18 protein-coding genes are annotated in these 20,655 nt (G+C 49.1%); 4 read left to right on the top strand and 14 right to left on the bottom strand.

Annotated elements, in window-relative coordinates:
• Nucleotides 1–6: 6 nt before the first annotated feature.
• The 8 genes from HP548_RS28590 to HP548_RS28555 form a co-directional block, all read right to left on the bottom strand.
• The gene (locus HP548_RS28590; protein WP_175383562.1) at nucleotides 7–1,557 is read right to left on the bottom strand and encodes an extracellular solute-binding protein; all 1,551 of its coding nucleotides are present in this window, start codon (nucleotides 1,555–1,557) and stop codon (nucleotides 7–9) included.
• A 354-nt stretch (nucleotides 1,558–1,911) separates the two neighbouring features.
• The gene (locus tag HP548_RS28585; protein WP_175383561.1) at nucleotides 1,912–4,281 is read right to left on the bottom strand and encodes a DUF4962 domain-containing protein; all 2,370 of its coding nucleotides are present in this window, start codon (nucleotides 4,279–4,281) and stop codon (nucleotides 1,912–1,914) included.
• Between the two features lie 34 nt (nucleotides 4,282–4,315).
• On the bottom strand, nucleotides 4,316–5,083 hold the full coding sequence (locus HP548_RS28580; protein ID WP_175383560.1) for an SDR family NAD(P)-dependent oxidoreductase: 768 nt from the start codon (nucleotides 5,081–5,083) through the stop codon (nucleotides 4,316–4,318).
• Nucleotides 5,084–5,113: 30 nt separating this feature from the next.
• Nucleotides 5,114–6,952, bottom strand: coding sequence for a cache domain-containing sensor histidine kinase (locus HP548_RS28575; RefSeq protein ID WP_175383559.1), 1,839 nt, complete (start codon nucleotides 6,950–6,952; stop codon nucleotides 5,114–5,116).
• Complete coding sequence (locus tag HP548_RS28570; protein ID WP_175383558.1) at nucleotides 6,949–7,986, bottom strand: response regulator transcription factor; 1,038 nt, start codon at nucleotides 7,984–7,986, stop codon at nucleotides 6,949–6,951. The genes HP548_RS28575 and HP548_RS28570 overlap by 4 nt, the downstream gene beginning before the upstream one ends.
• Before the next feature lie 42 nt (nucleotides 7,987–8,028).
• A complete protein-coding gene (locus tag HP548_RS28565) occupies nucleotides 8,029–8,907 on the bottom strand; it encodes a carbohydrate ABC transporter permease (RefSeq protein WP_063567831.1) in 879 nt (292 codons plus the stop codon).
• A gap of 12 nt (nucleotides 8,908–8,919) precedes the next feature.
• A complete protein-coding gene (locus tag HP548_RS28560; protein ID WP_063567852.1) occupies nucleotides 8,920–9,837 on the bottom strand; it encodes an ABC transporter permease in 918 nt (305 codons plus the stop codon).
• Nucleotides 9,838–9,893: 56 nt separating this feature from the next.
• Nucleotides 9,894–10,103, bottom strand: coding sequence for a tautomerase family protein (locus tag HP548_RS28555; protein ID WP_063567830.1), 210 nt, complete (start codon nucleotides 10,101–10,103; stop codon nucleotides 9,894–9,896).
• Nucleotides 10,104–10,382: 279 nt separating this feature from the next.
• On the opposite strand from HP548_RS28555, the gene HP548_RS28550 reads away from it, so the two are divergent.
• The gene (locus HP548_RS28550; RefSeq protein ID WP_175383557.1) at nucleotides 10,383–10,961 is read left to right on the top strand and encodes a TetR/AcrR family transcriptional regulator; all 579 of its coding nucleotides are present in this window, start codon (nucleotides 10,383–10,385) and stop codon (nucleotides 10,959–10,961) included.
• 80 nt (nucleotides 10,962–11,041) lie between these two features.
• Complete coding sequence (locus tag HP548_RS28545) at nucleotides 11,042–13,228, top strand: YhgE/Pip family protein (RefSeq protein WP_175383556.1); 2,187 nt, start codon at nucleotides 11,042–11,044, stop codon at nucleotides 13,226–13,228.
• Nucleotides 13,229–13,357: 129 nt separating this feature from the next.
• On the opposite strand, the gene HP548_RS28540 is transcribed toward HP548_RS28545, so the two are convergent.
• Complete coding sequence (locus HP548_RS28540) at nucleotides 13,358–13,696, bottom strand: DUF4190 domain-containing protein (RefSeq protein WP_175383555.1); 339 nt, start codon at nucleotides 13,694–13,696, stop codon at nucleotides 13,358–13,360.
• A gap of 179 nt (nucleotides 13,697–13,875) precedes the next feature.
• Between HP548_RS28540 and HP548_RS28535 the strand changes: the two genes are divergently transcribed.
• A complete protein-coding gene (locus HP548_RS28535; RefSeq protein ID WP_175383554.1) occupies nucleotides 13,876–14,427 on the top strand; it encodes a mediator of RNA polymerase II transcription subunit 4 in 552 nt (183 codons plus the stop codon).
• Nucleotides 14,428–14,503: 76 nt separating this feature from the next.
• Here the strand turns inward: HP548_RS28535 and HP548_RS28530 are convergent, their stop codons facing one another.
• From HP548_RS28530 to HP548_RS28520, 3 genes are all read right to left on the bottom strand, one after another.
• On the bottom strand, nucleotides 14,504–15,259 hold the full coding sequence (locus HP548_RS28530; RefSeq protein WP_175383553.1) for an amino acid ABC transporter ATP-binding protein: 756 nt from the start codon (nucleotides 15,257–15,259) through the stop codon (nucleotides 14,504–14,506).
• 62 nt (nucleotides 15,260–15,321) lie between these two features.
• Entirely contained in the window at nucleotides 15,322–15,981 is a 660-nt protein-coding gene (locus tag HP548_RS28525; RefSeq protein ID WP_076290291.1) for an amino acid ABC transporter permease, read from the bottom strand.
• Nucleotides 15,982–16,090: 109 nt separating this feature from the next.
• A complete protein-coding gene (locus tag HP548_RS28520) occupies nucleotides 16,091–16,861 on the bottom strand; it encodes an amino acid ABC transporter substrate-binding protein (protein WP_175383552.1) in 771 nt (256 codons plus the stop codon).
• A gap of 330 nt (nucleotides 16,862–17,191) precedes the next feature.
• Here HP548_RS28520 and HP548_RS28515 point away from each other — a divergent pair, with 330 nt between their 5' ends.
• A complete protein-coding gene (locus HP548_RS28515) occupies nucleotides 17,192–17,752 on the top strand; it encodes a hypothetical protein (protein ID WP_125477262.1) in 561 nt (186 codons plus the stop codon).
• A gap of 48 nt (nucleotides 17,753–17,800) precedes the next feature.
• Here HP548_RS28515 and melA read toward each other — a convergent pair whose 3' ends face one another.
• A complete protein-coding gene (melA, locus tag HP548_RS28510; protein ID WP_099855558.1) occupies nucleotides 17,801–19,306 on the bottom strand; it encodes an alpha-glucosidase/alpha-galactosidase in 1,506 nt (501 codons plus the stop codon).
• Nucleotides 19,307–19,484: 178 nt separating this feature from the next.
• Nucleotides 19,485–20,495 (bottom strand): AraC family transcriptional regulator, encoded by a 1,011-nt coding sequence (locus tag HP548_RS28505; protein ID WP_175383550.1) that lies wholly within the window; start codon nucleotides 20,493–20,495, stop codon nucleotides 19,485–19,487.
• Between the last annotated feature and the right edge of the window lie 160 nt (nucleotides 20,496–20,655).

Below are 20,655 nucleotides of genomic sequence, written 5' to 3'. Positions count from 1 at the left end.
GCTTAGTTAGCGACGCGGTGCCGACACGCCTTCACCTTTTTTAAATTTCTCCGTGGCTTCCTCGATTGCCCGATCGCCGCCCTTGGATTTCCATTCTTCTACCACTTTCGGCCAATCGGAAATTGGCTCCTTACCATAAACCATCTTGATCATGTGTGTGAGCAATACTTGAGGAGGTGTATCCGAATTGGGAGCAATATCGGGATTCTGTACAAAAGCTTCCAAACGCGGATCAAAGTTGATGCCATCCCGACCTTCTTTGGCTAAGATGGTATCGTAAATATTCATCAGCTTTCTGCCTTCCTCTGTCAGCGATAACGAGCCTTTATTGTACGTTGTGTCCTGTACGAACCATAAGAACGACTGACGGTAACGCTCTTCGTCCACACCAGCAGAGTCTGTTGGCGCTGTGTATGAAATCACGCCATTATCCTCTGTATAGGTCTCTCCTTCTGTGCCGTATGTGAAAAACTTTTCGGCTTCGTCAGACACCATCCAGTTAAAGAAACGGATAATGGAAGCCGGATCAGCCGCATCCTTATTAATAAAGTAGGCACGTGTCACCGGACCGTACAAATAATAACCGCCCTTTCCGTCGGGGCCGACAGGGGAAGGAATAATCTCGATTTTCGCATCGGGAACCGACGCTTTAATCTGCTTCTCCCATTGGATCAGTTCGTTGGCGTTCATGGACCACATGCCCGCCTTGCCAGAGAGAATCGTGTTTTTGAATACGGTGGAATTGATGGTCGCGAACTCTTTGTTGATCAGCCCTTCCTCGTACATCGTCTTATAGACAGTGAGGGCTTGCTGCATATTCTCGTTATCCATGAACTTCGGTACAACCAGGTCGCCCTGCTGCTCCATCATGGACAGGAATTGCTGTACGTCATAGGCACCGAAAAAGGTATCTGCATATTTGAAATCCTCACGCCCCATATATGGATTCTCCACGCCGAGCTTCTTGAAGGCGCGCAAGACGTCCATCGTTTCCTCAACCGTAGTAGGCACCGGCAGTCCCGTTTGATCCAGCAGATCCTTGCGAATCCAGGTTGCCCGGCGGGATGGATTGGATAAATATTCGGGGATGGCATAGATATGGCCGTCATGAGTTACCTGGTCCCAGGCTTCCTTCGGTACGGCTTTGAGCAAATCTTGCCCGTACTGCTGCAGCAGTTCATCCAGCGGCTGAAATACTCCAGCTTCGACCGAGCCGGCCATCTCTTTGCCGTTGACGCCGCCGTCACCCTGCACCACGTCAGGAATATCATTGGTGGCAAACATCTGAACCATTTTCTGTTCATATTCCTTATGGGGCACCAGGACAATTTTCAGATCGGTATTGGTCAGATCCTCGAGTTTCTTCACCCATTGATCCTTGTTAATGTCGGGTGACTTCTCCACATACGTATACGCCAGCGTACGTAGTGAAATGGAGAATTTTGTTTTGCCGTCTCCCCCGCCCTCACCGGATGCCGCTCCGCTGCCTTTGTTGCACCCCGTCATGACAGCTGCCGCCAGCAATAGCGCCATGCCTGAGACCATCCACTTTTTCATGCTACCCCTCTTTTCATCCTGATTTAGGTACCACTCGTTGATGAAGCGCTTTCAAATAGATGTTAAAACATCCCCACCGCCTGCAACAATGGGGATGTTTTAGATGAGATTGCGTTTTCTTTAGGTCAGCACTCAGCGCTCCACAGCATCCAGTCATATAGCACTATATAAATTGAACGTACAAACTTTACACTCATCCACTGCGATTGCAGTACCCTCTTCCGATCGCTGTTATCCCCAAATTTTTTTGATTCCCTTTTCAGAGGGAAAAATCCGGGGATAAAGGCGAACGCTTCGCTTCTTCAGATGGGTTCTGCACTCTTCGTTATTGTGTAAATATTCAGCTCATCTTATCTAGTACGTCTTGGATACCTCGATCTTCTTCGTTACACCGTTGTCGGTAAAATAGAGATGGATGCCGTGATCCTGGTCATCAATGAAATAGGGGACATACTTCGGCTCCTCGATCTTATATGGTACCAGCAGCGTTACAATTCTATGGCTTGAAGCAGGGCGCGTTTCTGCGCTCAGATGATAATGTCTTTCCAGCCCTTCGTACTCTTTCGGGTCCACCTCTGCGAATTGATCCGTCTGGCTGAGCGACAACTCACCGGAGGATGCATATACAAACGTGCCCTCAAGCCCCGCCTTATTACCGTTCAGACGGAAGCTCTGCCCTTTCAGCTGTAGCGGGTGCAGTGCATGGAATAGCCATTGAACGCTGTCCGGCTTCTCCAGGTCAATGTGGTCCACAATGACGAAATAGGATGATTGCAGAAAATGAATCTCCCGTATAACACGCTTCACATGGGGCACGGTGCTGGCATAGGCATCGGTCGCTACCGCGCGCACATAGCCATCGCCGTCCCGCCAATAGGCCTCTTCGATCTGCCCAGTTGCGGCCATATTCAGCACCTTGTTGTTCTCAGCATACTGACCTGTTCCACCAATCAGCAGGTTGTTTTTGGAGCGTGTCTGCCTGCGCCATTCCCGGTGAAAGGAGCTGCCGTGCGCGATATAATAGCCCGTATCCGCCGCGAGCGGCTCACCGAATGCATGTAGGGTGAAACTGTTTTGATCCGCATGACTGTGGCTGATGGAGCCATAACGGCTCGATTTGAGCAGCAGCATAACATGCTCATCCGGATCGTCCATCCGGTGATGCATGGCTACCCACCCCACATCACGGAACCACTTAAGTGGCTCGATGTCTACAGGCGACTCTTCCTCCACCTGCGGATAATCGTGGCGGTATACCAGGTCGTCAAAGTTAAAGTCCCACCAACCGTAGTTATAAAAAGCTCCCTCTGTCCCCGGATCGGATTGGCGAACACGCTCAAAGTACCACTGGTACCAGCGGTTGCCTGTAACACCTGCCAGTTGGCGGACAAGATAGCCTGTTTTCAAGTTTACCGGGTCACCCAGCGTAGACTGATCTCCAAAGCTGGCGCGACGAGCATCGGGCGGGTACACATAGAGTGGAAAATCCCCGGTACGCTGGAAGAACGGCCGACGGAAGAAGTCGATGCCCGCATAGTTTCGCAACAAATTCATCGCTTCGGTCACATAGGCCATGCCTGTTGTCCAATACATTGGACCTTCGGCCCAACCTCCATCACTTCCTCCCCAAGGGGAGTACAGACAGGCATAATAATCGATCGCATAATCCAGCCACTCTGCAGCCTGCTGCTCCTCATGCAACAAGGCCATACAGCAGGGCACAAGCACGGAGGATAATGAACGCACGGCATGGCTGTCATAAGGCACATGATGGATTTTCGAGCGAACCATCACATGCTGGGCCACCTGTTCTGTCCGCCGCAGCAAGCTGCGCCTTACCACCTCTTGCTCATCACTGGTCAACTCATCATGCAGCCAATCATAGCCCCAAGCGAGCGCGGCGGCGACCCGAAAAGCCGCCTCATCGTTATAATCACGGGAGGTCGTTCCCTCCGTATCCCAAGCCGCCACATGCAATAGCCAGGTTTTGGCTGCTCCAAGCAACCGTTCGTCACGTAGCACCCGCCCAGCGATGCTGAGATGACGAATCGCATATAACGTTTCCTGACAGTCAATGTACATTTGCCTCCAGAGCGGAGCGACACGTTTGTTCTCCGGGTAAGGCATCGGTTCGCTGATCATCTCGCGGTTGGCCCACGGTTCCACAGATTTCTCCATAAACACATCCCAGCCGCAATATGTAGCATCTGATGCAATGCCATCCGCAAGTGCCCTTAGCCCACTCTCTCCGAGCCATAGCCGAGGGTGAGACGTGTCCGTGGCAACATACCGCTGAGCTCGAGAAGGTAACGGTGTCTCGGGCAATCCCGCTGGCACCGTAAACCGCCTCACCTCACTCCATACCGACATTTCCTGCTGCTTACCCAGCACAGCGTCCGCTTTGGCTTCGCTATCTTGCTGCACTGGTTGATCTACAAGCAGCGCATATCGCCAATAATACTCCCCAGGTTCAAACACCCGGTCAGGCGTGAAAAAGTTATACGGGAGCGGCGCAAAGGTCATCGTCTCTTCTTCCTCAAAAGAAGGCCCCACCGACACCTGCAGCAGATAAGCATTCTCATCCTCTTGCTGCGCCGCCATCCAGGTAAATCTCGGCGGATTTTCTGCCAGAACGGTATGTTCATCAGGAGCGTAGTCCACATGGAACGGCCCGCTGATTGGTTGGTACAACGGTCTTTCTGCAAGCTTCCGCTTCACTTCCATCGTATCGTCCCCTCCTTATCGCAATGGTGTTGCATCAACGCATGTACATTCCGCCATTGATTTCAATCGTTTCTCCGGTTATAAAAGAACCCAGCTCGGAACACAGGTACAGCGCCGCTCCTGCGACATCATCGGGTGTCCCTTCCCGTCCAAGCGGAATGCTGCTTACGGCAGAAGTTCGGCCTTCCGCCGAGGTGAACGTAGCATGGAATGCCGTTTGCCCAATGAAGCCCGGTGAAAGGGCATTGACCGTAATCCCGCCTGGAGCCAGTTCTTTGGCAAGCCCTTTGGTTAACGCAATGACGGCCGCCTTGGAGGCTGCGTAAATAGCTGCACCCGGGCCGCCTCCATTATGAGCCGCTACCGAGGTCAGATTGATAATTCGGCCGCCTCCAGCCGCCCTCATGCCAGGAATGACCGCTTTGGATACAAATACGGCGCTCTTCAGATTGACATCCATAATCCGGCTGTAAAGCTCCTCGCTCATCGTTTCAATGGGGCTCCGTTCCACCAGATGCCCTGCATTATTAATTAACAGATCAATCGGACCGCCGAAGCGGAGTGTGATATCCCCAACCATCGATTCTATGGCATTCGTATCGGTCACATCTGCCTGAAATGCAGCTGCTTCACCGCCAGCATTACGGATGGCGGCCACGACCTCCTCCGCCCGATCCATATTATGCAGGCCATTCACAGCCACCTTTGCTCCGCAACGTGCCAAAGCCCCAGCAATGGCAGCACCAATTCCTCCGCTGGAGCCGGTAACCAGCGCAATTTTGTTCTGCAAGTTGATATTCATGTTCTATCTTCCTCCCTGTTATAGATTTAATTAAATCCGCTTGCTATGCTGATCTGCGGGAAGCGCCATCGTAATGGTCGTTCCCAAGCCTTGCTCACTCTCAATCATCAAGCCATATGTTTCTCCAAATACCAGCTGAATCCGGCGATGAACATTCATGAGTCCGATGCCTCCGCGATGGTATACATCATCGGAATCTTCGCCTGCCAGACGATTCAATTCCAGACGGTCACGCAGCTTCTCCAGGCGTTCCTCGCTCATGCCCATACCGTTATCCTGGACGATGACAAGAAAGCGATCTTCCAGGCGCCGAGCATCGATACGGATAAAGTGACCGGGCTCCATGCCTCGTGGAAATGCGTGTTGTAGCACATTTTCGACCAGTGGCTGAAGAGTGAGTCGAACCATTTTTTCCAACAACAGATCCGGTGCAATGATGACCTCAACTTCAAGCTCCCGATCCATGCGATGTTTCATGATGGAAAGGTAGGCCAGCACATGCTTCAACTCATTGGCAACCGTAATTTCCTCCAGATTGGTCTGAATGGAATAACGGAGCATATGAGCCATCGATTCCACCATCTGTGCAATTTCTTCGGAGTCCTGTACGACGGCATAACATTTAATCGTTTCCAGGGTGTTGTAGAGAAAATGCGGATTGATCTGCAACTGAAGCGCCTGAAATTCCGCACGGTGCCGTTCCAGCGCCTCCTGCTGAAGCTCGATTTCCGACTTCTGGCGGCGCAGCTCCGACTCGTATACACTCTCAATCATGTCCGACAGGCGGCTGACCATCAGATTATAGCTGCGGATCAGCACACCAATTTCATCGCGCCTTTCCTTCATCTCCACCTTGTTCCAGATTCCCTTCTCCGTCTGTCTCATTCCGTTCATCAGCACACGAATGGGCTCCACTTGAGATGCTCCGATCCGATAGGCCACGACAAGCGCAGCGAGCAAGGTCCCTGCACCAACCCATAAGGTCGCCGAACGGATCGTTGCAATCGGTCTTTGCAGCTCCGACAGCGGCACGGAAGCGACAAAGCGCCATCCCGAATATGCCGAAAGCTCCGATATGAGCAGCCGTTTGGTGCCATCCGTGTTCTGTTCCAGTGATCCTGCCTTCATGTGCATAAGCCTGTTCACAGTATTGGACGGCATCGCTGTCTGCGCCTCTTCATCCCCGGGTGTGTAGATTACAGTTCCGTTCTGATCCATCACATACTGATACCCACCTTGACCGAGGTCGAGTTCTCCCCATATTTTGTCAAGCTCCAGCACATTTACTTCCATCGCCAGTACTCCGTTAGGCGTATAGGAGGACACCCCTCTAATCCGGCGAGCAATCGTAATCACATTGGCACTCTGTCCACTGCGAATACTGCGGGTAAGCAATGTCGATTCGCCATTTGCAGGGGTTGCAGCCAGCAACTCCTTATACTGCTGTGCTGTGTCGATATCCGGTATGCCGGCTGAATTCTGGTTGTCATCAATGACAACACGCCCGTTTTCCCCAATAACATATAGGAACTTGATCTGTGGGTATAACATAAAAACAGGCGGGAACACGTTCGTCTTAATCTGACGGCTGTACTCGTAATAGGCATAACTGTCCTCCGAATTCATATCGAGAAAGTGCTTCACACTTCCATTCGAGAGGATGGAGTAGGTTGCACGATCATAATTTTGCAAATACAGATCAGTCTGGTACGCCGTATTGCGCATCGTTTGGGCGATGTTGTCCGCAAGCTGATCATTCATTTCAGTCGAGGCATAGGTATAGGTAAACAAGCCAATGGCGGACAGAGACAACGTAATCACGACGGCAAAATGAAAGAACAGGCGGATGGACAGGCTGCGCTTCATCATTCAATGCCCAACTTGCTGCGGTATTCGGACGGTGTCAGTCCGGTAATTTTCTTGAATGTTTTCGTAAAATGGGGATGGTCCGCATATCCCACTTCGTAGGAAATATCCGTAATCCGGTTGCCCGGCTGTTCCAGCATGCGTTTGGCCAGTTCCATTTTGCTGCGTATCCGGTATTGGATAAAGGTCTGGCCTGTCGTCTGCTTGAACAGCTGGCTAAAGTAGGACGGGTTAAGGCCCAGCTTGGCAGCAATCTCGTCCAGCGAGACTTCGCGGCGCAAGTGCTTCTCCAGATAGGCTTTTGCTTCTTCCACCGGATGTTTGCGCTTGCCACTGCGCTTTTCCTTGATCGTCTTCATTAACATGTGGATCTCGTTACCCAAAGCCTCGAAGCACTCTTTTGAGGAAGCGCTTTCATTAATCTCGCAGGATGTACTCATCATTCCGTTGCCACGTGCGTTCATCCGGGCTACAATCAATTCCAGCAATTCCTGAAAAAGCTCCGCTGTCTGCTCAGGCATTAACGAATATGCCGGATAGCGACCAGACCATGCTGCGAGCAGCTCCGTGACATCGGACTGTCTCAGCTCCCATATAGCCTCTTCCAGACGCATCGCCCAATCATTCAGCTCCCTCACGGGTACAAGGGAAACCGTAGGTTTATCTTCTTCGGTTGCCAGCAATTTGAGCAGCAGTTCATGCAGCTCCTGTCGTCCCACAGGCTTCAGCAGATATCGCTTTACCCCATAATCCATACAAGCTCTTGCATATTCAAAGTCCGAATAACCGGAAACCACAATAATGCGCATCGTACTTCCTTGCTCTGATAAACGTCGGCACAGCTCAATACCATCCATCGTCGGCATGCGGATATCCGTAAACAGGATGTGTGGCCGAAAGGCCTCTACCACCTGGAGGGCCTCTTCCCCATGCGCTGCCTGTCGTATCTCACAGTCGAACAGCCCCGCTTGCTTGATCATTTTTGCCAGACCCATCCGAATCATCGGTTCATCGTCCGTAATCAAGATTCTGAACATCGCCATTCCCCCGTTTCCGTCAGATCTGTATGCTTCTTGTACTTAAGATTTGACGGAGCCGACCATGATTCCTTTTACAAAATGCTTTTGCAGGAAAGGGTAAATGATAATGATCGGCAAGGTGGCGATGATAATGGTTGCCATTTTGATGCCTTCCGGCGATGTATGTGCAAGGGTGCTATAGACGGCAGAACCTGGATCGACGGAAATATCGTCACTCTCAAACAGCTTCTTGAGTGTTACCTGGATCGGCCACCAGGCCGGATCATTCAGATAATAAAGCGCGGTGGAATAGGCATTCCAGTGGCCCACCGCATAGAAAATGCCGAGTGATGCCATGGCTGGTTTGGACAATGGGATGACGATACGCCAGATGATGCCGAATTCCCCACAGCCATCGATGCGGGCAGCGTCGATCAGTTCACCCGGCAGCTGTGCAAAGAAAGAGCGCATGACGAAAAAGTTAAAGGCATTAATCGCTCCTGGCACAATCAGAACCAGCGGGTTGTTGACCAGATGCAGTTCTTTCATCAAGATGAAGTTCGGAATGAGTGGCGCCGAGAACACAACGGTCACCAGGACAAACATGACAACCAGGGAGCGCCCCTTGTACTCTGGACGGGAAACGGGATACGCCAGCGATGCCGTTGCAGCGAGATTGACCAGCGTCCCGAACAGCGTCACCCCAACCGATACCGCAAATGCCCGCCAGAACGAAGCATCGCCGAATACATATTCATAATTGATCCAGGTAAAAGCAACAGGCCAGAAGCTGACCTTTCCGCCCATGATCGCTTCCGAGCTGCTAAGAGATTGAGCCAACACATTAATGAAAGGCAGAATCATCGTCAACGAGAGCAGCGTAAGAAAAACGAGATTTCCAATGCGGAATATACGGTAACGGACACTGGGGGTACGCATCTATCTCGCCTCCTAATACAGGCTTTCGCCGGTTGTTTTTTTGCTGAAGAAATTACCGAGTAGAACAAGCATCAAACCCACGACCGACTTGAACAACCCGATAGCCGTTGTATAGCTGTATTGCTGTGAGAGCAGGCCAGCTTTGTAAATATACGTATCGAGAATTTCGCCGGATTCCAGATTGAGCGGATTCAGGAATACGAACACACGCTCAAAGCCCAGATCAAGGAACTTTCCGATGTGCAGCAGCAGCAGGATCATAATCGTCGGCAGTAAGGATGGCAGGGTAATCGACCATATTTGCTTCAAACGTCCGGCTCCATCCACCTCTGCCGCCTCATACAGATCGGGATTAATTCCCGCAATGGCAGCCAGGAAAATAATCGTTCCGTAACCGGAGTCACGCCAGATCCCGGAACCGATCAGAATGGAACGAATGTACGAGTCTTCTCCAAGAAAGTAGATCGGTTGCATGCCCAGAAATCCAAGTGCCTTGTTCACCACCCCGGCATCCATCGAGAAAATACCCATGAAGATACCACTAATGACGACCCAGGACAGAAAGTGAGGCATGTATACAATCGTTTGCAGCAAACGCTTAAACACAATCATCCGCACTTCATTCAGCAGAATGGCCAGTAAGATCGGTACCGGGAATGCAATCACCAGATCATATAGTCCGAGCAGAAGTGTGTTATTGAGAATTCGCAAAAAGTCATAATGGCTGAACATCTTCTGGAAATGCTCCAGGCCTACCCAATCACTTCCGGTAATGCCTTTGAAAATGTTGTAGTTCTGAAAAGCAATGATCGAGCCGAACAGAGGCACATATTTGAAAAGGAAAAAATACAGAATGCCCGGTACGGAGAGCAGATATAGTATCCGGTATCGCCACAGATAACGTCCCGCATCTCCGAGCCGAGTGCCCAGACCAGACGAGTTAAGTCTGGCTGTTCCCCGGCTTGGCGGCGCAATATCCGCCGGCTTCACGTCTTCTCCCCTCCTTGCTTCTGTGATTGCATGGCTTTCAAATTATCAGGAACGTTCTCATCCCATGGGATTTCATTGAATTCAACGGAAATATAATCTGGCTCCCGGTCGATAATACGCGAGAGCTCGCGTGTGAACACCTCCACTATCTCCTGCTTTTGCTCATCCGTCCTGCCTTCATACAGCCTGATCGTAATTTCTGGCATCCGAGTTAAGCTCCCTTCACCATATAATGTAAACGCTTCAACAACTTCATCTTAGCGTTCCTGTGAGAGAGCAACAATGGACTGTCTTTTCGTTCACTTGTGTTTTCTTTAGGTGGGGATGATGGTGGAGGGCTAATATTTCGGATGGGCTTATGACAAACATCACTTCCTTCCTCCCCATTCAATGATACATTTGTTTACGACCAATTGACCAAATGAGTAATCCGGTCAACTCTGAGTTGTCTTTTATTTTGCATACGATCAGGAGGTGCATATGCCATGAAAACTATCGATCGAAGGCAGCAGGTCATGGACTCTGCTGAGAAATCGTTCGCGTTGTTTGGATACAAAGCCACTACAATGGAGCAAGTTGCAAGACTGGCTAATGTGGGCAAAGGTACGATCTATACTTTTTTCGAGAACAAGGAAGAACTGTTCGGAGAGATCCTCCACTCGATCATTACTGATATGAAGCGGATTACAGAGCAAACTGTGCAGGACGACAAACCATTTCTTGAGAACGTACACCAGAGCATGGACGCTTTGCTGGAGTATAGAGAGGAACATGAGTTGTTAATCAAGCTGTTTCAGGAGGTGAACGAGTTCGGCACGCCTCAGGCGAAAGAGGGTTTGCAGAAAGTAGAGACAGCCATTCTCGAATATTTAGAACGTCAAGTTCAGCGCGCTATGGAACTAGAGCAGATTCGGGAGGACGATCCCAGACTGGTCTCTTTTGTCCTGCTGAAGCTGTATGTCACCTTAACTTCTGATTGGAACAAAGCGCATCCTTCGCTGCACAAGGATCAGATCAAGGATTTCGTGGGCCTCTTTCTCAAAAGTGGATTATCCCCTACATAAAGAAAGATGTAAATATGAATCCTTTATCAATTAGAGATAGATATAGCAACAGAGTAGCGTAATGATGGGGAGAGAACATGATGAAATCATTCACTGTATTTGGGCAGGATTTGAAATCTGCCTTCAAGAAACCAAAAGTATTTATTCCGATTCTCGTGGTGCTGTTCATTCCGGTACTGTATAGCGGTCTGTTCCTCAATGCGTTCTGGGACCCTTATGGCAAAATGAATGAACTGCCTGTTGCCGTGGTCAACACGGATCAGGGGGCAACCTACAATGACAATTCGCTGGAAGTCGGACAGAATCTGGTCGATGAATTGAAAAAAAGTGATGACTTCAACTGGCAATTTGTGACCCGAGAAGAAGCCGAGCAAGGCATGGAAGACAACACATTTTACATGACGATTGTTATTCCGGAGGATTTTTCCGAGAAAGCAACCACTCTGATGGATGACCACCCACAACCGGCAGAGCTTATCTATGAACCCAATGAAGGATACAACTTCCTTGCGGGTCAGATTGGCGGGACAGCGGTCAAACAGATCAGATCTAAAGTCTCTGCGAAAGTGACGGAATCATATACGGAAACCCTGCTGGATCAGGTAGAGAAAATCTCTAGCGGTTTGGCAGATGCCGGAGACGGCGCAGGTCAGATCAACGAGGGTGCGGTTAAGCTGGATGAAGGTGCCTCCAAGCTGAAAGAGAACCTATCCAAACTGGCCGATGGAACCAACAAACTCGAAACAGGCATTACCCCGTTAAAAGAAGGCACGAACACCTTAGCTCAGGGTATTGATGAGCTTCATACAGGAGCCGGCTCCCTTTCCAAGGGTTTGTCCCAATTGGCGGTAGCAGGTACGAAGCTTGGTGACGGAGCAGCACAGGCTGAAGCTGGCGGCAAAAAGTTACAGGCTGGGATTCAATCTGCTCAGGAAGGAGTCGCAAAATTGGATGCTGGACTGGCTGCAACCGAGGAAGGCAGTGCCAAGCTGACCGCTGGATTGCAGACTTCAGTCGGAGGCAGTGGCAAAGTAAGTGAAGGTGCCAAGGCCGTTGCGCAAGGTCTTGCCCAATTAGCTGAAGCCAGTCCAGAGTTAGCTGCTAACCCGGCTGTACAACAGTTGCTGGCAGCAAGCCAGGCTGTTGCCGCTGGTAGCGAACAGGTATATCAAGGTGGACAGCAATTGCTTGAGGGCAGCCAAAACCTGCAAGCTGCTCAACAGCAGCTGCATCAAGGCAGCAGCCAGTTAGTGCAGGGTGAGCAGCAGCTTCTGGAAGGAGCAACGCAATTATCCGCTGGACAGGTGCAGCTTGCGACTGGCCTGCAGCAGTTCAACGCCAAGTTGTCTGAAGCTGCCGCTGGCGGAGCCAAACTTTCAGAGGGTTCGAGTCAATTAAACGCAGGTGCAGGAAAACTGGTTGATGGGTTGAACCAACTTTCAGATGGGATCACCACCATTGCCGACGGTTCCCGCAAGCTGGATAACGGCGCAGGAGATTTAAAAGAAGGTACTGCCAAGTTGAGCGACGGCTCTGGTGAGCTAGCCACCAAACTGAATGATGCCGCCGATCAAACAGGTAGTGTGAAAAAGACGGATGAGCTCGTAACGATGTATGCAGAGCCTGTTCAGGTGGATGAACATAAACACAATGAAGTGCCCAACTATGGTACAGGATTTTCGCCATACTTCCTGTCATTGGGACTGTTTGTCGGGGCATTGATTGCAACGCTGGTTGTACCAACTCGCAGCAGCTCGGTTACCGATGCGAGTGGCTGGAATCGTTTTGTGAGCAGAACGCTGGCTTTCACGATCATGAGTGCCGTGCAGTCCCTGCTCGCTTCCTGGCTTGTCTTGTCTGGCTTGGGACTGGAAGTTCAAAGCGTGCCTTTGTTCCTTTTATTCAGTTTCGTTACCAGCCTGACCTTCATGTACATCATTCAGGCTCTGGTTACTTGGTTGGAGAATCCCGGCCGCTTCCTGGCGATCCTCATGTTAATCTTCCAATTGACCACCAGTGCAGGTACGTTCCCGTTGGAGCTCATTCCGAATTGGCTGAAAGGTTTCAATCCATGGCTGCCGATGACTTATTCGGTAACCGGGTATAAAGCTGTTATTTCGAGTGGACAGTTCAATGTGGCATGGGATCAGATCGGAATTCTGTGTATCTTTGCGGTGATTGGTCTGGCAGCTACCTTTACCTATTTCATGATGCATCGCACAAATGAGGTAGAAGAAGTAAATAGTGAGGCAGTGCTTCGCGTGTAGGGATGGAAAAATAAAAAGCAAGGCGTGTTACAAGCAACGTCCCCGCCACAACAACAGCGGGTGTTTGCTTATACACGGCCTTGCTTTTTTTGATCATGAAGAAAAAGAGGTAGTAAACTGCTCAAACACTTAGTATGTAGAAGTAACATTGGTACTTACCACAACTGTAAATAGCAGGACAAGTATAATGAGAATAGCATAGAGAGCCGTCCCAATAATTCCACAGACGAGACCCGCAATGGCCAAACCTTTCCCTTGTTCCATACGAATTCTGAGTTCTTTCAGTGCCAGCGACGCAAATATGATAGCTACGATACCAATAAAAAATCCCAAGTATGGTATGGTGAGCGACAAAATCCCCAAGACAAGAGCTGCAATAGACTTGCTATTGGTTTTTGGTACTACATAAGGTGGTGGCGGAAGCGGATCGCTATAATAACGGTCCACATCATTGTGACGTTGATTCAAAGGTAAATCCTCCCTGTTTATTAAGTAGTCTTATTATACTTGATTAACTGGAAAAACATGCTCCATTATTTGTAAATATTCCGATTTTATTATATTTATTTACTTATTTGTCCGGAAACACGAAGCATTTAAGAACACAGGAATTATGATATTCTATTTTAAGGATAAGGAGGTTTATTATGTATAAATTTGCGCCTTTTCTATTGTCGCTTACTTTTCTGATGACGGGTTGTAGTGAAACGGATAAATCGTCCGATGCTTTGAAGTCGGTAGAGCTTCATGAGGAAAATATCCAAACTATCAAGGAACTACGTGAAGAAAACGCTCGTCTTCAGGAACAGATCATTCAACTTCAAGAGAACGTACATAGCGAGGAGCTCAGAAACAATTTAAGAGAAACTCTAAACATGACGTTTAAACTGATCGATGCCATGGAGTCTGGTGATATTGCGTATATTGAGTCGGTATCTTCCCCCAATGTAGTTATTTCCAAAAACAGCAGTACCATGATTATTTATAATGCAGGCCACTCCTATGAAGTCGATTTCCTTAAAGGCATACAGTGGGATGAATTCGAATTTAGAGGTTATGACCAAAAGGATGCGGACCACTTCATGCTGTTCATAGCCAAATACATCACGACAAAGGGTTCGGAAGGAAATATCGCATATGAGTTCTCTTTTGTCCGTTCCCCAGAAGGAAATTGGCTATTTGACGGTTACATCTCTTGAATGAAACTTAGTCAAAAAAATACGTGATGCTACATTTGGATGTAACATCACGTATTATAAAAATTTCTATGTTTGCTTACCCTTCCACTTCCACCCGCTGCAAGAACGTGCGCGTGCGCTCCAGCTTGGCATTGCCAAAGATCTGCTCCGGCGGACCCGCCTCGGCGATTTCGCCGTTATCCATGAAGAAGACGCGGTCAGCGACATCGCGGGCAAAGCTCATCTCATGGGTGACGATCATCATCGTCATATTCTCCTGTGCCAGCTGCTTGATGACACGCAGCACTTCTCCGGTCAGCTCGGGATCGAGTGCCGAGGTCGGCTCGTCGAACAGCAGAATTTCGGGTTGCATCATCAGTGCGCGTGCAATCGCTACGCGCTGTTTCTGTCCACCGGACAGGTTAGCGGGATAAGCATCCGCCTTGTCAGACAGCCCTACTTTACCGAGGAATTCCAAACTGCGCTGCCGGATGATCGCTGAGCTTTCTTTTTTCAACGTCTTCGGTGCCAGTTCCAAATTCGCCTGTACCGTCAAATGCGGAAACAGGTTGAAGTGCTGAAAGACCATGCCCATGCGATCCGTGATCTTCCGAATATCCGCGGCACCTGCATACGATCCGTTCTCAGCCAGCGCCTGGCCTTGGATACGAATGGTGCCACCCGAAATATCCTCAAGATGAATCAGGCTGCGCAGCATCGTACTTTTACCCGAACCGGAAGGCCCGATTACGGCAATGACTTCACCAGGCTCCACGTTGAACGATACCTGCTTCAGCACATCAAGTGTACCGAATGATTTTCTTAATTGATTCACTTCTATAATATGTGTCATATGCAGACAGTCCTTTAATTGATGAGATTGGATAACTTCATTAACTTCTGTTCCGTGCGCGTTTACTCAAATGTATAACGTTTCTCCAGTGCCTTGAAGAACAAGGTGAGTACCATGGTCAGCAACAAATAAATAATACCTGCAATCAGAAACGGTGTCAGACGGAAATCCCGGTTTACTGCGGCCTGCGCATAATGCAGCAACTCGGGTACAGCAACTGCATACAGCAACGCCGTATCTTTAATTAACGTAATGGACTCGTTCGCCGTCGCAGGCAGTACAACCCGGATCATCTGCGGGATGATGACTTTCGTCATTGTCTGCCATTTGCTTAGGCCCAGTACCTGTGCAGCTTCATGTTGTCCTTTATCAATCGAGAGCAATCCACCTCTGAAAATCTCGGCAAAATAGGCACCATAATTCAAAATAAAAGCTAGTGCTGCCGCCGTGAAACGGTCAAATACAAGATACTCCCCTACGCCTGGAAGCAGCGGCAGACCGAAGCAAAAGAACAACAGCTGAAGCATCAGCGGCGTTCCCCGCATCACATATACGTACGTATGAGCGATCCATGCCAACGGCTTGAATCGGCTTTTCATCAATAAGGTTACTCCAAATCCAAGTGGTACTGACACTATAATGGCCAACAAAAATAAAAAGATCGTGGTCTGTGCCCCTTCAAGCATGGGCTTCATGATGCCCAATAAATACTCCCAGCTCATCGCAATCGGCTCCTCTAATCTGTTAACCCCGCATTCCGCAGGAGACTTGCTCCTTTTTGGAATCCGGGGTCATGTTGTTTACTACATATGTCAGGCAAGTGGCCTGATCCTATTTCAAAACTTCATCTTCACCAAACCATTTGGTGGAAATCTCGGCTGCTGTGCCATCGGCATTCAGCTCATCCAACACTTTTTGCAGCTGATTCAGCAGTTCTTCATTGCCTTTTTTCACACCAATGCCGTATTGTTCCGGAGCAAGGGATTCATCCAGCAGTTTGAACGTTCCCTCTTCCTTGGACATGTAATATCTCGCGACCACTTCGTCGATGATGACAGCATCCAAACGTTTCGTCTTGAGATCGGTAAGGGCCAGTACATTGTCCGGGAATTCGGAAGCATTCACTTTATCCTTCAGAGGACTTGCCGCGAGTGCATCTGCCGCAGAGGACAAGGCCTGCAATCCTACATTTTTGCCATCCAGTTCATCCAGCTTCGTAATCGGTGAGTCCGCGAGTGTGACTGCAACCTGGCTGTTCTCCAGATACGGCTTCGTGAACAGCACTTTATCTTTCCGCTCATCCGTAATCGTGTACCCGTTCCAGATCAGGTCGATTCGGCCGCTGTTCAGCTCCGATTCTTTGGAAGACCAATCAATGGGCTGGAACGTAATTTCTTTACCCATTTTCTCCGCTGCCGCTCTGGCATAATCAATATCAAAACCAACAATTTCATTCTTGTCATCCCGGAAGCCCATTGGAGCAAATTTATCATCTATCCCAACAATAATGGCATTATCATCTTTGCTTCCCGAGCTGGAACATCCCGCAACAACAATCATGCATATGCTGATCAATAATAGAAATATCGCTTGTTTTCTCATCTCTCTAACCCCTCCATGTCTATAACCAAAACCCAAACGCTTTAGTTCGTTACCACGTTATCAGAGTCTTATAATAACATAGCATAGGAGAAGAGTCGAGCCTCTTACCTTTTCCTTATCTTAGAACCAGCTTAATTGTCAACAATTTGTGAAAAAGCTGCTTTCACTTTCATAGGCTCTACCAGCTTCTTACGCACCGATATATCCCACTCCCCAGGTTCCTGAGGCGTCTTCAGTTCTGTACAAGCTTATGACAATGAGCAACATTCTTCTCTTGTTCTTCGTCTGGAAGATATTAGGGAGGTGGATAAAATAAAAATCTTCATTACTGTGAGAACGTTGGCTTCACTCGTGTTCCTTACAACTTTGCTGATATTATCCGGCTGTAATCCTACTCCAAGCAACGGCACAAACGAACCTCCCTCTTTCCCATCGCCCAATACAAAGGAAACCGAAGTGGGTTCACTAGAGGAGAACGCTCAGGAAGTGGAGTCCAACTTACCTCAAGAACTGCCTACGCCAACTATCCAGAGCGAAAGCGGCATCTCTATTCCTGCTATACAGGGCAGTTATTGCTGGGGAGGTATGTGTGCTGACTATGCGGGTGATGTGGAATTGCTTGAAGGTAAAGTACCTGTCTCGGTTTTGGTGGGCGAGAACATATCTATTCACTTGAGTACGGATGTACCACCTAACGAGTTCACTCTGGTTGAATATGTGAACGGGGAGGCACGTCCCATCTCTTTGCGAGAAGGATCATTCCAGTTTGCACAGGAAAAAGGTACTCATTATTATGGAGCCTTTGTCGGCTGGTCTTCCCCAAAAAATTCGCAGGTTTCCTTGGGTGATACCTCTTTTGCCTTCGTAATCCGTGGTGTCGAAAAAAAATAGACCCAAACAAGGCCCCTCCAATTTTGGAGAGGCCCTACTCATTTTGTTCTATTGCTGCACTTTCTCGCGATCTTTCCCTTTATCCGATTCGCCCGCATTTTTGTTGGCGGCATCGCGATCCTGCTGCATCTCCTCAACGGTTTTCACTTTGAGACGTGCAGCACCTTCATATTCCTTCGTTGGAATCAGGTTGCCTGCAGCAAGTCTTGCTTCTGCCGCGGCAATCGCATCACCATATTGTGGCAACCATTCGGCTTGGGCGACCAGCATCTCGTCGACCATTTGCCAGATTTCTTTTGGATTACATACGGCACCCACGAGTGGGTCCATCATGAACGCCTGACGCAATAGTTTGTCGTCACCATGTACCGCAGCTTCCACCGCAAGTCGTTGTACGGAAATGCTCACATTACACACGGCAGCCGGGCCGAGTGGCAGGTCGCCTACATGTGGCATCGAAATGCCGTTACGGTCCACATATCCCGGTGCTTCGATGATCGCATCATCAGGCAGGTTGGAGATCACACCGTTATTGACGGTATTGAAGTGTCCGCGGTATACGCGTCCCGTTTCCAGCCCTTCTATAATGTAGGAACCATGTTCTCCGCCTCGTTTTTCCGGGGCAAATTGCATTGGCTCATCCTTCATCCAATTCGGGAAATCAGTCTCAAACCAATTTCTTCCCTCTGTACATACACGCAGATACCCGCCCGTCTCGCCGTTAATCCAGCTGTCCAGATCAATCCAGTCCTTGATCTCTTCCGGACGTTTGCGATACCAAGGCACATATTCGCTAAGGTGACCATTCGATTCCGTACTGTAATAACCAAATCGGCGCAGCATATCAATCCGCACTTTCTCGGTACGGCTATACTCTGGATGTTTCTCGAAGGCTTCGAGCAAATCACCCGTAAGGTCTTTACCTTCATGGGATGCTTTGATGTACCAGGTCTGATGATTAATTCCGGCACATACGATATCCACTTCATTCATTTTCAGTCCAAACGCTTCCGCAATCTGGTGATGCCCATGCTGTACCCCGTGACATAGTCCAATCGTGCGAACACCGCCATACTTGTTGCAGGCCCATGTCAGCATAGCCATCGGGTTGGAATAATTGAGGAGCAGCACATCCGGTGTGCTCTGTTCACGAATATCTTTACAGATGTCGAGCATTTCGGCAATTCCACGCTGTCCATACATAATCCCACCTGCACACAATGTATCGCCGACACATTGATCTACCCCATATTTGAGCGGAATATCTACATCGGTTGCAAAAGCTTCCAACCCGCCCACACGGATTGTACACAGCACATACTTCGCATCCTTGAGCGCTTCTCTCCGGTCTGTTGTCGGCTGAATCTGAATATTCAGTCCATTCTCGCGAATATCGCGCTGACACAGCTCGGTAACCATGTCCAGATTGTGCTGATTGATATCACAGAACGCTATCTCAATATTGTTGAATTCCGGTACCGCGAGCAAATCCCGCAGCAACCCCCGTGTAAATCCGATACTGCCCGCCCCGATAAATGCCACTTTAAACGACATGCACAGTTCCTCCCGTAATCCGAGTATATTCGCCCCGGTTAATGATCTCACTTCATGAAATCATTGTAGCAACGGGTTGTAAGGAAGCGTTATCAAAATCATGACCTCTTCGCAGCGAGGTTGTCAAAAATCCTCACTTTTGCTTCAACCGCCGTACTTTCCAGATAAACTGCACGATTTATTCTTCAGCGGGATAATGACTGACATGTCGTTCCATTGAAGAACGACATTCAACCGGAGTTCGGCCTGTATATTTCTTGAATAACATATGAAAATATTGTCTGCTCCCCACGCCCACGTAATCGGAAATTTCAGAGATTGGAATATTGGTCTGCTGCAGCAGCATCTTCGCCTTTTCCATTCGGAGCATCGTGAGATAATCGGTAGGCGTGCGCTTCGTCTGCTGGCGAAAAATACGGTGCAAATAGCCTGGATGCAGATTCACCGCTGCTGCGATATCCTTCATTTTAATATTGCGATCCATATTGTGATGCATAAATTCAATCGTCCGTTTTACGTACAGCTCTGTCTGATCCAGCGCACTTCGGTTGATTTCCCCGCGTAGTCTTGCGACCCGAACCAGCAGTTGGATAAACAACGTGCGTACCAGCGTACCTTGCTCAGGCGACTTCAGATCACGGGCTTCGCGATGATGCGAGCGTTCCTCCGGCGGAATGATCCGCATGGGTGCAGAAGATCGTCCCTGCTCCATCAGTCCACGCTGATCCAGCTCCAGCACCAGGCTTTTCATAATGTGGTACACCTCTTCCGGGTCAGGCAAAACCAGATAAGGCGAGGCATGGGATAGAAAAGCATGGACTTCTTCCTCTTCCAGCGCGAGCTGGCGAATGGATGGATGCCCTGGCTCCGAACGGGCAACTCCAAATTCCACATTGAGCATGCGGCACGGTACGCCATCCTTCACCAGCAGACGGTGTGGAACCCCCGCGTCCAGCAGAATGAACTGCCCTTTTTTCAATACTGCCTGTTCCGAGCTGCCATCCTGCATCTGTACATCGACCCGGCACATTCCCGAAATAATGTACATGATCTCCGTGGAATCATGATCATGATAGGACATCTGGTAGTTGTCCCATTGCTTGTAATAATACGCGTAGAAACGCGGTCCATAGTCCTCAGTACGCAGTTTCTCCTGAAACAGACTGCCTGTCCAATGTTTTGCTTCCAATGCCTGCACCTCCGTTGCTGCAACGATCCTCACTTTTCTCCATTGTAGCAAGTCTGGGTGATGTATTTCACCCGTGCAAAAGAAAAAACATTGCGATTTTAAATTAGATAATAATATAATTAGATATTATTCTAATTTATTTTATTTTCATCCAATCTAT

Origin of the sequence: Paenibacillus taichungensis, from assembly GCF_013359905.1 — a bacterium.
Lineage (GTDB): Bacteria > Bacillota > Bacilli > Paenibacillales > Paenibacillaceae > Paenibacillus > Paenibacillus taichungensis.
This window is presented reverse-complemented; position numbering and strand designations above follow the sequence as displayed.

Excerpts from the sequence above, each read along its gene's own strand:
- HP548_RS28530 (WP_175383553.1), bottom strand. The coding sequence starts at position 15,259 with ATGACACATATTATAGAAGTGAATCAATTAAGAAAATCATTCGGTACA.
- HP548_RS28565 (WP_063567831.1), bottom strand. The coding sequence starts at position 8,907 with ATGCGTACCCCCAGTGTCCGTTACCGTATATTCCGCATTGGAAATCTC.
- HP548_RS28580 (WP_175383560.1), bottom strand. The coding sequence starts at position 5,083 with ATGAATATCAACTTGCAGAACAAAATTGCGCTGGTTACCGGCTCCAGC.
- HP548_RS28555 (WP_063567830.1), bottom strand. The coding sequence starts at position 10,103 with ATGCCAGAAATTACGATCAGGCTGTATGAAGGCAGGACGGATGAGCAA.
- HP548_RS28575 (WP_175383559.1), bottom strand. The coding sequence starts at position 6,952 with ATGATGAAGCGCAGCCTGTCCATCCGCCTGTTCTTTCATTTTGCCGTC.
- HP548_RS28535 (WP_175383554.1), top strand. The coding sequence starts at position 13,876 with ATGTATAAATTTGCGCCTTTTCTATTGTCGCTTACTTTTCTGATGACG.
- HP548_RS28545 (WP_175383556.1), top strand. The coding sequence starts at position 11,042 with ATGAAATCATTCACTGTATTTGGGCAGGATTTGAAATCTGCCTTCAAG.
- HP548_RS28550 (WP_175383557.1), top strand. The coding sequence starts at position 10,383 with ATGAAAACTATCGATCGAAGGCAGCAGGTCATGGACTCTGCTGAGAAA.
- HP548_RS28520 (WP_175383552.1), bottom strand. The coding sequence starts at position 16,861 with ATGAGAAAACAAGCGATATTTCTATTATTGATCAGCATATGCATGATT.
- HP548_RS28570 (WP_175383558.1), bottom strand. The coding sequence starts at position 7,986 with ATGTTCAGAATCTTGATTACGGACGATGAACCGATGATTCGGATGGGT.
- HP548_RS28585 (WP_175383561.1), bottom strand. The coding sequence starts at position 4,281 with ATGGAAGTGAAGCGGAAGCTTGCAGAAAGACCGTTGTACCAACCAATC.
- HP548_RS28525 (WP_076290291.1), bottom strand. The coding sequence starts at position 15,981 with ATGAGCTGGGAGTATTTATTGGGCATCATGAAGCCCATGCTTGAAGGG.
- HP548_RS28590 (WP_175383562.1), bottom strand. The coding sequence starts at position 1,557 with ATGAAAAAGTGGATGGTCTCAGGCATGGCGCTATTGCTGGCGGCAGCT.
- melA (WP_099855558.1), bottom strand. The coding sequence starts at position 19,306 with ATGTCGTTTAAAGTGGCATTTATCGGGGCGGGCAGTATCGGATTTACA.